We start from the raw sequence: 13745 nt of genomic DNA on the forward strand, positions 1-13745 counted from the left end.
AGGGGACTAAAATGAAATTTATAATATCAACGCTTGCTGTTGCGGGTTTGATTGCCACTGCATCAGCACAGACAACCGATACCGACCGTAAATTTACGGCACTGGACGTATTTAATCTGGAATATGCGACTGATCCACAACCATCCCACGATGGCAGTGAAATTGTATATGTCAGAAGATCAAATGACATTATGACGGACAGAACCAGATCAAACCTCTGGAGCGTTAAAACGGATGGTTCCGAAAATCGCCCGTTATTATCAGGGCGTGATAATTATTCATCCCCACGTTGGTCGCCAGACGGCAAAAAGCTTGCTTACCTGTCAAGTGCAGAAGGCAGCAACCAAATTTACCTACGCTGGCATGATAGTGGCCAAACAGCGCTTCTTAGCAATTTAACCGTTTCACCAAGCAACATCACATGGTCACCGGATGGGAAATGGATCGCCTTTACAGCGCGTGTTGCCGTTAAAAATCCAACACTTGCAAAACCCGTCCCAAAACCAAAGGGCGCCAAATGGGCCGACCCAATGGTTATCATTGATGCAGCACGTTATCAAAGAGACGGCAGCGGCATCATGACCCCTGGATACACACAGATTTTTGTATTGCCATCTGACGGTGGCACCCCAAGACAAATTACCAAGGGTAATTTCGATAGTGGTGGTTCCCTATCATGGTCAGCTGACAGTTCACATATCCTGTTTTCGTCAAACCGCCATGAAAACTGGGAAATGGAATCATCAGAATCCGATATTTTCGCCGTTGATATTAATGATGGCTCATTACGCCAAATCACAAATGAGCCAGGATCAGAACGCAACGCAACTTATTCACCGGACGGCAGTAAAATTGCATTCACCAAACAATCAAACGCAAAGGTGATGTTTAAAAACACCTATCTTTATGTGATGAATGCTGATGGTTCGGATGAAAAAAATCTGACACCTGACCTTGACCGTCCGGCGAGCAGTATTAAATGGGATCAAGATAACCAACATATCTATTTCCAGTTTGATGACCATGCAGTACGCGCCGTTGGTAAAACAAATTTTGATGGCGATATGGAAATCGTGGCCTTAAACCTTGGCGGCACGTCCCTTGGTCGCCCGTATTTAAGTGGCGGATATAATGTCGGCAAAAGCGGTCTTATTGCCTATACATACGGCACGGATCAACGGCCGGCGAACATCGCTATTAGCGCCGACAATAATCGCCGCGTTCTTACTGCGTTAAACGAAGATTTCTTGTCCCATAAAGATCTGGGAGAAGTGCATGAAATAAATTACACATCATCCATTGACGGAACGCCAATCCAAGGTTGGTATCTAACACCACCCAATTTTGATCCGAACAAGAAATATCCATTGATCCTTGAAATCCATGGCGGGCCGAGCGCTGCTTATGGTCCAGGGTTTTCTGCCGAATTTCAACGCTTTGCCGCCGAAGGATATGTGGTCTTTTATGATAACCACCGCGGCAGCGCCAGCTACGGTGAAAAATTCTCAATGTTGCTGCATAACAAATATTCAAGTGAATATGACTTCGCCGATCATAATTCCGGTGTTGATGCCATGATTGATCTTGGTTTCATTGACGAAGACAACCTGTTTATCACTGGTGGTTCAGCGGGCGGTATTGCCGCCGCTTATGCCATAGGCCTTACGGACAGATTTAATGCATCTGGTGTGATCAAGCCAATTACAAACTGGCTTAGTAAATCTCTCTACGCCGACAGTTCTACAGGGCAGTTAAGAAACCAGTTCCCAGGATACCCGTGGGATCATGTTGATCATTTCTGGAAACGGTCCCCAATGTCACTGGTGGGTAATGTGAAAACTCCGACATTGCTGATGACTGGTGAAGAAGACCGCAGAACACCAATTCCGGAAATTGAACAATATTATCAAGCGCTCAAGTTATTAGGTGTGGATACCATCATGGTACGCGTTCCCGGTTCACCGCACGGCATCGCCGGACGACCATCGCGATTAAACGCAAAGGTCGATAATATCATGGCGTGGTTTGAACGCTATAAAAAATGATCTTTAATACGTGTCAATTGACTACCGGTTTCATAGAAAGCCTGACGTAATAGATTAAACGGCACATTTTCAGGTGATTTTAACGGCAGGGGTAATTCTCCTGCCGTTTTCTTTTCCATCATGAAATCAGCGACTTCACGTCCAATCGCCGTTCCCGGTGAAATACCACGGCCGCTAAAGCCGTTAATGCTGTATAGATTATCTGATAAATGATGAAAATTCGGCACATAATTTTTTGAACACGCGATCCGCCCCGCCCATTTATAGGTCCATTCAACAGGTCCCACTTTCGGGAAAGTATCACGCACCATTTTATTAGCCCAACTGGTAAAAAGAGGCGCATTATTCATAAAAATATTACCGATCGTGCCGATAATCAAACGGCCCGCTTCATCGGTTCTATAAGAACGCATGACCATGCGCGTGTCCCATGTCCCGTTTTTACCGGGCAGATAATTTTCAAGCTGTTCTTCAGATAATGGATCTGTTGCCATTTGCGCGTAATACATGGGCGTAAATGTGCGTTCCAGATCAGGGCAAATTTTTGAAAGATATGCGTTCGTCGCCACCAATACTTTCTTTGCTTTCAAAAGCCCCTTTTCCGTTTTGATGTACCAAAGATCACCGACCTTAAATATATCAAGCGCTGGCGTTCCCGTGTAAATGGTCGCGCCCGCTTTTTCGGCCGCCTTCATTAACCCATGACAATATTCAAGCGGTTGAATAGTACCCGCACGCTTATCAAGAATTGCACCCAGATAATTTTCCGCGGCCGATAATTCAAACGTCTGTTCACGGTCGAGTAGTTCCAGATCAATACCGCGCCTTGCATTTTGTTCTATCTTTTTCTTTAGATCATCCATGCCTTTTTCAGAATGGGCAAAATGCAGCGTTCCATTGCGTAAAGCTTCGCATTGAATATCGTTATCTTCGATGATTTTATGAACAAGTGATGGTGCCTCACTAAGTAGCGCATTTAATCGTTCGCCATATGCTGATCCTAATGCCTTTACAACATCATCGGGGCCAATCCAAAGCCCCGCATTGGTTAAGCCCACATTGCGGCCCGAACCACCAAAACCGCTGAATTCCGCCTCTAGTACCGTGACGTTTATACCGTCTTCCGCAAGCCTTAATGCCGCGGAACATCCGGTAAAACCACCACCAATAATTGCCATATCACAGACGGCTTCATGGTCCAGAATGTTTACCTTTATTTCCGAATGGCGGGTTTTCGCCCAAAGGGAATTATTTGCTTGTTCAGTCATTGGCTTTACGGCATTGTTGTTATAATTTATCCCTGTATAGTTCATATTTATTCGGAGTCCAGATGAAAATCCTAAGCAAAGAAGATTTGGCCAATAATTTGCCTTATGCTGAACTGATCCCCGCGTTAAAAGAAGGTTTTAAAGAGGGTGCCGAAACACCACTTCGTCATTCGCATCAAATTAAAACCCATAGCGGTACTGATAATACTTTGCTGATTATGCCTTGTTGGCAAGCGGGCGGTAAAATGGGCATTAAAACCGTCATGGTCTGCCCTGATAATCATAAACAGGGATTAGGTGCCGTGCAGGCATCATACATGTTGCTGGATGCAGATACGGGAATACCGCTTGCGCAGATGGACGGCGATGAATTAACGGTCAGGCGCACGTCAAGTGCTTCCGCACTCGCAAGTTCCTTTCTTTCAAATCCTGATGCCACAAGCATGATTATGATGGGGGCGGGTAAACTTGCCCCGCATATGATTAAAGCCCACGCCACCGTCAGAAATTTGAAAAACATTTATATCTGGTCCAGAGACCATGATCAGGCAACAGAGCTGGCAGCAACGTTAGATAATGAATTATCAGCAAAAGTCATATCAGTGAACGATCCGGAAAAATATGTTTATGAATGTGACATTATTTCATCCGCAACGCTCGCCACTGACCCTATCATTAAGGGCGCTTGGTTGAACCCTGATAAATGGCAACATATCGATATAGTTGGCGGTTATAATTATGATATGCGCGAAGCCGATAACGATGTCATGAAAAATGCCGCCATTTTTGTTGATACGTTCGATGGCGCGATGGCGGAAGCCGGTGACATTTTACGCCCCATTGATGAAGGCGTGATTACCAAAGATGACGTGCTTGCTGATCTATTTTCCATGGTGTCCGATGATTTTAAAAGACCAGATCAAAAACATACTGTTTTTAAATCCGTTGGAACCGCGCTGGAAGACTTGGTTGCTGCAAATTTGGCCTATAATAAAATATCCGGTTGAAATTCATAATTTTTAAGAGTATCAGTTACCGCAGACGGTGCCCGCGGGGTAAGTACCCCAAGGGATAATAGGGAACACGGTAATCCGTGACTGTGCCCGCAACTGTGATTGGAGCGTTCATTTTCATTAAGCCACTGAGCAAATCGGGAAGGCGAAAATGGACATTAATCCTTAAGTCAGGAAACCTGCCATCTAAATCGCCATGACCGGTCACCGGGTTAGTGACAGGAGCGGACATTCCGTATGGGTGATATCTCATCAGTCATACGAGAGGTACATCAAAATCATTCCTCATGCATGACTTAGTAAGAACATAAATGAGGATATCATTATGAAAAAAACATTATTATTAAGCACTTGCTTAATTACCCCTTTATTCATTCAACCTGCGACCGCGCAGGAAGAAACAGAAGTCATCGTGGTTAGTGCCACAAGAACAGAACAACCCCTTTCCAATATCGGTAGCAGTATTTCTGTTGTCACCGCAGAAGACATCGAACTTTCACAAGTCAATTTCCTGCATGATGCACTGATTAGATCACCAGGTGTTAATTATAATCAGAACGGTACATTCGGTGGCGTTTCATCACTGCGTATCCGTGGCGCGAAGCAGGTCACATTCCTAATCGATGGTGTACAGGTCAATGACCCATCGACAACAGACGGTACCGGCAACTACGCGAATTTTGACGTAAACGCTATTGAGCAGATCGAGGTTCTTCGCGGTTCACAGTCCATTTTATATGGTTCAGACGCCATGGGCGGTGTGGTTAACGTCATCACAAAAAGCGGCCAAGAAGGTTTCGGCGGCAGTGCATTCGTAGAAGGCGGCAGCTTTAATACATTTTCCGGCGGCGGCAATATTTACGGCGGCACAGAACAATTCGGCTATAGTCTTTCCGCCAGAACAATTGACACTGACGGTATTTCAAAAGCTGACGAAAACGATGGCAACACCGAACGTGACGGTTATAAAAACACAGCTCTGCATGGTAAGTTCACTGGAAATCTAACCGAAAATTTCAAAACCGAATTTATCGGCCGATATAATAAATCAAGAAGTGAATATGATGCCTTTGGCCCAATTGATGGCGACCAAATTGATCATACAACCGATTATTTGATTGCAAACCGTAACAGACTTGAACTTTTAGACGGGCGCTTCACAAACACACTATCGTTTGAGTTATCCCAAACAAAGCGTGAAGGTGAAGCAACGGACGGCACAAAAACAGAAGTTGGCAATGGTAAACGTATCAATATCGATTATTTCGGTCATTATAAAGTGAACGATATGGTCGGCCTTTCATTTGGCCTTCAACACGAAGAAACTGAAGCCAGTAGTGCTAGCGACCGTAAATTCAACATCGATAGTATCGTTTCAGAAGTCAGCTTCCAAGGTATTGAAAACCTTACCGTAACAGCAGGTGGCCGTTATGATAACCACAGCCAATATGGTGATACCTTTAGCCCGCGTGTCACTGCAGCCTATTACATGGAAGATAGTGGCACCAAGATTTATTCAAACTGGGCAGAAGGCTTTAAAGCACCAAGTATTTATCAGCTTTCTTTCTTCTGCTGTGGTTTAACGGAACCTAATCCAAATCTATTACCGGAAGAAAGCACATCTTGGGAAGTGGGTATCGAGCAGGAAATTCTTGGTGAAGATATTGTTGCCGGGATTACTTATTTCGATCAAAAGACAACAAACCTGATCGATTTCAGTTATACCGCTGGATATGACAATATCGCAGAAGCAAGATCAAAAGGTATTGAAGTATTCATTGATGCTGAAATAAACGAAATGTTCTCTTTCGCTGCGAATTATACATATACGGACGCAACGGATGTTGAAACGGGTGATCCGTTACCACGTGTGCCAAAAAATACTATTTTTGCTGAATTGCGCGTTAGGCCAATTGAAGAATTATTCTTTTCATTCAGTGTGACACATAATGATGAATCAACCGATCCATATTCCCCAACTGTTGATGCATGGACACGTGCCGATTTCAGAACGTCATATACAATAAATGAAAATTTTGAAATCTACGCAAGAATTGATAACCTGTTCGATAAAGAATACCAGCAAGTTTATGGCTACGGTACGCCGGACCGTTCATATTATGGTGGTGTAAGAGCAAAATTTTAGGGAAATTCAATGAAAGCAGGCATTTTAAAATATTTTTTAATGACGGCTTTCATGATTTTAATGTCGGGGGTGTCCCATGCGGATCGCCCCCGCGCCGTTTCTATTGATTTCTGCGCCGATCAATATTTACTTGCGCTGGCAAGTAATGATCAGATTGTTTCGATATCGAAACAATCTTTGGAACCACATTCATATTACAGAGACCGTGCAAAAACACTGCCCAATTTTGATGGCACACTGGAACAAATCCTTACCTTAAAAAACACGCACATCATGGCCACCGAAGGGGCCTATAATGTGTTACCAGCACTCATTAATTACGGCATCGAAACAATCAGAACAAGTTACGGCCACAGACCAGAGGTCGTATATGAAAATATCGAAAATTTCGCGAAATTTCTTAATCAAGAAGAACGTGGTCAAACACTGATCAAAGAACGTCAGACGATCCTTGCTAAACTGCAATCACTGCCATCTAAAAACAAAACAATACTGTATTTAACCCCAAGCGGGTATACAGCAGGCACTAGCACCTATGTGGATGATGTTATTAAGATGGCCGGATATAAATCCTATGCCGAAACACATGGAATTACCAGTTGGCAGCCATTATCACTTGAACGGGTCATTTTAAATCCTCCTGATCTGATCATTACCAGTTTCTTTGATAATAAAAATGTTCATGTTTCCCATTGGAGCCTGACACGCCACCCGAAAATTGTTGAACTGATGGACCATATTCCAACCATTCCGGTCCCCGGGCAACTTTCTGCCTGTGGTGGCTTATTTTCTATTGAGGCCGCAGATTATATTCGTAATCAGGCAGATGATTTATTAAAACATGAGGAAATAAAATGACACCATTCATTTCCCATAAACAATTGAATTTATTATTAACTTTATTACTAATCAGCATTTCATTCGCATCGCTTTTTATCGGTTCTGTCGACCTTAGCATCGCTGAAACATTCACAACATTAATTGGCGGTGGTAGCGATACATCAAACATCATTATTTATGAATTAAGGTTCCCACGGGTGTTTATGGGCATCCTTGCAGGTGCAACATTGGGATTAAGTGGTGCGGCCCTTCAGGGTATGCTTAGAAACCCACTTGCGGACCCCGGCATCATCGGGGTTTCATCAATGGCTGGACTTGGCGCAGTGATTGCCATTTATTTCGGGCTCACGGCCCTTTTTCCCGCTGCCATTCAAATTATGGCAATTGCTGGCGCTTTAATTGCCATATTTATATTGATGTTGATCGCATCCAAAGACAGCAGCGTGTTAACACTGATCCTGTCCGGGGTTGCGATTAGTTCACTGGCAACTGCCGCCATATCCGTTGCAATGAATTTTGCACCCAATCCAATGACATTACAGGAAATGGTGATGTGGATGCTTGGGTCCCTTGAAAACAGGACCATTTACGATATTTCCATATCGCTGCCGTTTATTCTTGTTGGATGGTTGATGCATGTCGGTATTTCACATGGACTTGATGCCCTAAGCCTTGGTGAAGAAACAGCAAAAACCATGGGCATTAATACCAAAAACATGCAGTTACGCATTATCATTGGCAGCGCGCTGTCTGTCGGGGCTGTTGTCGCAGCATGTGGCGCCATTGGTTTTATCGGCCTTGTGGTACCGCACATCATCCGCCGTATTTCCGGATATGAACCGGGTAAGCTTTTAATACCGTCTGCACTTATGGGAGCCGTTCTTTTGATGCTTGCCGATTTATTGACACGTGTTCCATTTGGCGCAGGGCAACTAAGATTAGGTGTCGTGACCGCCATCATCGGCGCGCCAATGTTCCTGTATATTATTTTTAAAACCAGAAGGACAATGAGATGAGCCAGTTAAACGTTCAAAATATGTCCCTCACCCTTGATGGAACAAAGATTTTAAATGATGTATCACTATCGCTAAAGACCGGAAAAATTGTTGGCTTAATTGGCCCCAACGGCGCCGGAAAAAGCATGCTATTAAAATCCATACTTGGCCTTATCGATGAAGCAGATGGCAACGTGCGCATTGATGATCAGGATTTTTCAGAACTTCATGAAAAGGAACGCGCCAAACATATATCATATGCACCGCAAGGCGCGCCCGTCCACTGGCCATTGATGGTCGGGAATTTGGTTTCATTAGGCCGCATACCCCATTTAAACCCATGGCAGTCAACAAGTGAAAATGATCAAAAGTTAACACTGGACGCTATGAAAAAAACCGACGTCGCCCATTTATCAACACGGCTTGCGACCAGCCTTTCGGGTGGCGAACGCGCGCGTGTTATGCTTGCGCGTGCCATTGTGACGGACAGTGATTTTCTTTTTGCCGATGAACCGATTGAGGCGCTCGACCCCTATCACCAGATCAAAATCATGCAGATTTTATCAACCCTTGCCCATGATGGGAAAGGTGTTCTTGTGGTGCTTCATGATTTAAATTTCGCGAACCAGTTTTGTGATGACTTGATCCTGTTAAATCAAGGAAACATCATGGCAAGCGGATCACCAGATGACGTACTGACTGATGAAAATATTAAAGATGCTTACCACATCAACATCAGTAGAGCCGAAAAAAATGGTCAAACTTATCTCTTTAATGCCGGGGCAATGGATTAAATTTAAGCGTCCATTCCGCCTCGCCGGGCAAGAACGGCGTTTTATTTCCTTCTAACCAATCCTGATGGCCCGCACCATAATATGGCGAAAGCGGGTGACCCGATTGCCCGGATGGTAAGTCCATATAACCATTTTCTTCATAACCCGGACTGACCACAATTCGTTCCGATTGACCCTGTGTTTTTCCGGCGATGTGCGGCATGTTTTCCGTATCACCATTTTGCGCATATGCGGGCATATCAATCATATTACCAAGCAATGGCACCGCCGCACTTAACGGATGCTTGATAGAGGTCGTATTACGCACACCCCATGTATATTCATTAAGCGGTGTTCCCCCCTTAATCACATCTTCCCATGCATCAAAGGCCGCCTTTTCAAAGAAAAATTGCCAGCTTTGATATTCCGGTGGCAACCATCCCGCTGGCATTTCGCTCACCAGTTTCCAAAGCGGTGCTTCCCACTGTTTGGTGGCACGGTCATATTCACATGCCTCATCAAACTGAACACAAGCTGCGGTTATTCGTGAAAATAGATTTTCATAAACCTGATCGCGGTAATCTTTCACCAACCTAAATCCAACCGAATTTTTATCGGCGAAACCACCCCAATTATTAACTCCTGTCAAATACGCATCAAATGCCGCATCACCCGATTTTTCAAGAACACCTGTTAATTGTTCTTGCCAACGCGATAAAAACACCGCTTCGTTATCAAGCATAATGCCATATAAATCATCCTCGACAACTGGTGAGTTTAATTGATTTAGACGATCACGAATTTGTTGCTGTCTGGCACCAAGATCATACCTATTTGTGCCCACCTGTATTAAATCATCGCCAGATACAACGCGGGAATTGGCCGTCCATAACCTGTCATTTTCAGGGTTTAGAACCCTTGGGTATTCTGCTGATCCATACCAATCATTCCAAACCCGCGATCCATCTGACCAATTAAAAATTTCACGGTAATCACCATTCGGTCTATTAGCAATGCGTCCAAATATGGTCCATCCTGCATTACCATCACGGTCAACAATCATGGCATTTTGTGCAGGAATGCCCATTTCGCCGGCGATACTCATGGCTTGTTCTACGGATTTTACCTGTTCCATTTGCATTAATGACATATTGACCCCGTCCGGCATGTGCGCAACCCAACGATAGGCATATTTACCATGCGTCCCTTTATCAATAACCGGACCCCAAATGGTTTCAACGACTTCTAACGTATCATCCGTACCCCCTTTAACGCTGATGGATTCGGTTATTCGGTCAAAATCTTTATAGCCATCTTTCGTCAAATACTGGTTTTCATTTTCCGGATTGATGGTTAGCTCGATAAGATCAGATGTATCGATATTGGTATTGGTAAAACCCCACGCAACATCACCATTACTTCCCACAACAATGGCTGGCGCACCTGCGAGGGAAACACCCGTTATATCAAGCGATCCGTCATTTGATTTAAGCCTTAATTTATACCAAATCGACGGTGCCCTAATGGTCAAATGCATATCATTTGAAAGCATCGCTGCACCAGTTTCCGTCAGGTTCCCTGTTACCGCCCAGTTATTGCTACCGAGCATCGGTTTATCATCACGTTCAAACTGGTTAAAGGCGATATTATAATTTGGCGCATCCGGTATTTCTGTCATTTGAAATGGCGCAGCATCTTCTTGAAGTGGGGCATCCCATTCTGTTCTATCCGGCAGCAAAAACGCCACCATTTCCGGTGATAACGATTGTTTCAATAAATGATTTTGCCATTCAAAGCCGCCATCAGCACTTTGCAATGTAAAAAACATCGAATAAATGGCAAGAAACGTATCTTCGCGTGTCCATGGTTCCGGGTCAGCATTCAAAAGCCAATATTCAAATGGCTTTGATCCAAGTGACGAAAGCCCCGCATTAACACCCGCAACATATTGATTTAAAATATCAAGCTCTTCCGCGGATATATGATCCATGGCAACACGGGCACGGTGGCGGAAACGGTGAAATCTGTTTTCCTTATCCGTTTCTACTGCAAGATCACCGAATAGTGCCGACAATTCACCGGATGCCATTCTGCGCGACAGATCCATTTGAAAGAAACGTTCCTGCGCATGGATATAACCCGTCACAAAGGCAAGATCCGTTCTATTTTCTGCGGTGATGGTTGCATTACCGTTTTTATCACGTTCAACAGAAACAGGGGCCGATACCCCTGTTGTTTCCAACTCACCCTCTAAATTCGGAAGGCTCGCTTGAAACCCGTAATAGATAACCGCAAGCGCTGCAAATGTCAGCGTTGATGAAAAAATCCCAATTCGTAGCAACCATTTAAACATGTCTTGACCCTTGTTTTTTAGTCATAGTAATCAAGCACAAAAAAATAGGCCAGACAATTTCCTGTCTGGCCTATCAAATTTAATATTTTGGTAAATTATTCACCTGGGTGATAGGTGCGTTCCGCATTCGCGTCCACATCTTCGCTGTAGAAATGAACATCACGGAATGTGCCATTACCATACATTTCGCCTTGATCGAAGAAATGCGGTGAATTTGGATCACTGTTTAAGCCACCCGCCATAATCGCTTTCGCGGTAACCTTATCACCAAACTCAACGGATGCGACAAAGCTGTTACCGCTTGTGCCGTACCATTTTTTGGTTGTTGGATATTGACGTGTACCGATTGATGCAAGCGCACCCCAACGACCTGATGCAAGCTCCATTGGATAGCTTGGCTTGCTATCATCAAATGTTTGACGAATGCTACCATCATTACGTTGGAAACGGTTGATCTCGCCCCATGGCATTTTCCATGAACCGAAATCTTCTGTCATACGGTCCATCGCTGCTTTAAGTGATGAAAGCTGTTGTTCTGCTGTGAACTCTTTTTCAATATATTCATATTCGTAATATGGATGAAGACCACGTCCACGCGGCAACAGTTTCCAAAGCTCGTTACCCCAATGATGGGCCAGCGATGTTTCAATGGATTCCGCACTTGCTTTTTTATCCCATGCCACAAGCATATCAACTGCTTCTTTAAGGCTTTCATCTGGGTTCGCATCATATGCGGCCTTCAGCACAGGAACAAAACGTTCAAACGCAGGAAGAAGCCCGTCGTAACCAACCTCGATCAATTTATCCACATCAAAATCATTGATATTTGGGTAAAGCTTAAGCGCATGTTCACCACGTGGGTTTTCAAAGTTCACCGACATATAAGGCGGGTAATCTTCTTGTTTCGGGCTGTGGCCCGGACCCGCTGCTGTAAATGGCCAGTTGTTGGTATTATAAAGCCAACCTGAACCCGGGTTCAGCAGATTAATCGCATCTTCAACCGGATGTAAACCTTGCCAATCTGTTGCAGGGTTACTGCCATCAACCGGATGGTTGTAATCAAACTGTGTGTCACGGATCGGATGGAAGTTACCGTGGAAGTAAGCAATATTGCCGTCTTTATCCGCATAAACAGTGTTATTTGATGAGTTAGATTTAAGTCTCATCATTTCATAGAACTCTTCATATGTTTTTGTTTTGGTACGTACATATGATTGGTTCAGTGCCGTTAGCGGAATGTTCATTAGCTGAATACTGACCCATTTACCGTCTTGTTCACGGATAATTGGTCCACGGTGTGTATGGTAAACGGTGAAATCACGCGATGCCATACCACTATCTGTTTTATATTCAATGGTTTCTGTTGATACTTTTACTTCACGTTCTTCATCACCATATTTATAGAATAATTTGCCATCCTTTTCGATGATGGTTTCAAGTGCCTCATCAATCACATCTGAACGTGTTGATGTATGCATCCAACCGTTATATTCGTTAAAACCTTGGTAAATAAAGAACTGACCCCATGTAAGCGCACCATATGCGTTTAGCCCCTCTTCAGAAACCATGTGGGCTTCTTCACGGAAGTAATGGGTTGTATGCGGGTTAATATAAAGAAGTGCTTTACCGTTTTTTGTTTTTTCCGGTGCAATTGCCATACCGTTTGAACCACGTGGCTCCCAATCAACACGGTCAAAATCTACTTCGACTGATGCCAATGTATCTGTACCGCCATAAAATTTTTCAAGATCCGCAATTGAAACACGCTCGATATCACCACCGATACTACCTTCCGAGAATGAAAGCGCCATCCATGGTTCAAAACGTTTGATCACTTTTGGCTGAACTTGCGGGTTTTTATAAAGGAAATAATTAAGTCCATCCGCATAGGCGTTCATAAGCTCTTTTAACCATTCTGGTGCCTCTGCATATAAACGTTTCATTTCATCACGCTGAATGAAAAGGCGCATACGAAGATCACGGTAAATTTCGCTTTCACCTTCTGCTTGCGCAAGAAGTCCCATTGCGTTCATGTAATTCACTTCAACGCGGTTAAAATCATCTTCCGCTTGTGCATACATCACACCGAATACTGCATCCGCATCCGTTTTACCGTAAATATGCGGCACACCCCAGTTGTCACGTTTGATCGTGATATTTTGTGCTTGTGCTTCCCAGCGTGCAACTTCATCGGAAACTGCGGCTGCTTCCGGTGCTGCATTTGTTGATTGTTCCTGTTGATTTACATCGCCACCAGAACAGGCAGACACAGCAAGAATTGTTGATAATAATAGTAATTTTTTCATAGATTA

The 13745-nt window shown here is 44.0% G+C and carries 9 protein-coding genes and 1 riboswitch; of the genes, 6 read left to right on the top strand and 3 right to left on the bottom strand.

The annotated features are described in order from the left end of the window. Nucleotides 1-11 precede the first annotated feature (11 nt). A complete protein-coding gene (locus KW060_RS13945) occupies nucleotides 12-2045 on the top strand; it encodes an alpha/beta hydrolase family protein (RefSeq protein ID WP_249036001.1) in 2034 nt (677 codons plus the stop codon). Here the strand turns inward: KW060_RS13945 and KW060_RS13950 are convergent. Continuing rightward, entirely contained in the window at nucleotides 2033-3313 is a 1281-nt protein-coding gene (locus tag KW060_RS13950) for an NAD(P)/FAD-dependent oxidoreductase (RefSeq protein WP_249036002.1), read from the bottom strand. The two genes, KW060_RS13945 and KW060_RS13950, sit on opposite strands and share 13 nt — an antisense overlap. Nucleotides 3314-3375: 62 nt before the next feature. On the opposite strand from KW060_RS13950, the gene lhpI reads away from it, so the two are divergent. The 5 genes from lhpI (at nucleotide 3376) to KW060_RS13975 (ending at nucleotide 9101) form a co-directional block, all read left to right on the top strand. Continuing rightward, nucleotides 3376-4320 (top strand): bifunctional Delta(1)-pyrroline-2-carboxylate/Delta(1)-piperideine-2-carboxylate reductase, encoded by a 945-nt coding sequence (lhpI, locus tag KW060_RS13955; RefSeq protein ID WP_249036003.1) that lies wholly within the window; start codon nucleotides 3376-3378, stop codon nucleotides 4318-4320. A gap of 18 nt (nucleotides 4321-4338) precedes the next feature. Next, a riboswitch (cobalamin riboswitch) is annotated at nucleotides 4339-4527 on the top strand. A gap of 124 nt (nucleotides 4528-4651) precedes the next feature. Continuing rightward, nucleotides 4652-6472 carry a TonB-dependent receptor plug domain-containing protein gene (locus tag KW060_RS13960; RefSeq protein WP_249036004.1) on the top strand — a complete coding sequence of 607 codons (1821 nt, stop codon included), beginning with the start codon at nucleotides 4652-4654 and terminating at the stop codon, nucleotides 6470-6472. A 9-nt stretch (nucleotides 6473-6481) separates the two neighbouring features. After that, nucleotides 6482-7330, top strand: coding sequence for an ABC transporter substrate-binding protein (locus KW060_RS13965; RefSeq protein ID WP_249036005.1), 849 nt, complete (start codon nucleotides 6482-6484; stop codon nucleotides 7328-7330). After that, on the top strand, nucleotides 7327-8328 hold the full coding sequence (locus KW060_RS13970; protein ID WP_249036006.1) for a FecCD family ABC transporter permease: 1002 nt from the start codon (nucleotides 7327-7329) through the stop codon (nucleotides 8326-8328). The genes KW060_RS13965 and KW060_RS13970 overlap by 4 nt, the downstream gene beginning before the upstream one ends. Next, nucleotides 8325-9101, top strand: coding sequence for an ABC transporter ATP-binding protein (locus tag KW060_RS13975; protein WP_249036007.1), 777 nt, complete (start codon nucleotides 8325-8327; stop codon nucleotides 9099-9101). Before KW060_RS13970 ends, KW060_RS13975 begins: the two co-directional genes overlap by 4 nt. Here KW060_RS13975 and KW060_RS13980 read toward each other — a convergent pair. Both KW060_RS13980 and KW060_RS13985 read right to left on the bottom strand, forming a co-directional pair. Beyond that, nucleotides 9079-11433, bottom strand: a complete 2355-nt coding sequence (locus KW060_RS13980) for a penicillin acylase family protein (RefSeq protein ID WP_249036008.1) — start codon at nucleotides 11431-11433, stop codon at nucleotides 9079-9081. The two genes, KW060_RS13975 and KW060_RS13980, sit on opposite strands and share 23 nt — an antisense overlap. A gap of 95 nt (nucleotides 11434-11528) precedes the next feature. Further along, entirely contained in the window at nucleotides 11529-13739 is a 2211-nt protein-coding gene (locus KW060_RS13985) for a penicillin acylase family protein (RefSeq protein WP_249036010.1), read from the bottom strand. Nucleotides 13740-13745: the final 6 nt, after the last annotated feature.

It is taken from the genome of Pseudemcibacter aquimaris (assembly GCF_028869115.1).
GTDB lineage: Bacteria > Pseudomonadota > Alphaproteobacteria > Sphingomonadales > Emcibacteraceae > Pseudemcibacter > Pseudemcibacter aquimaris.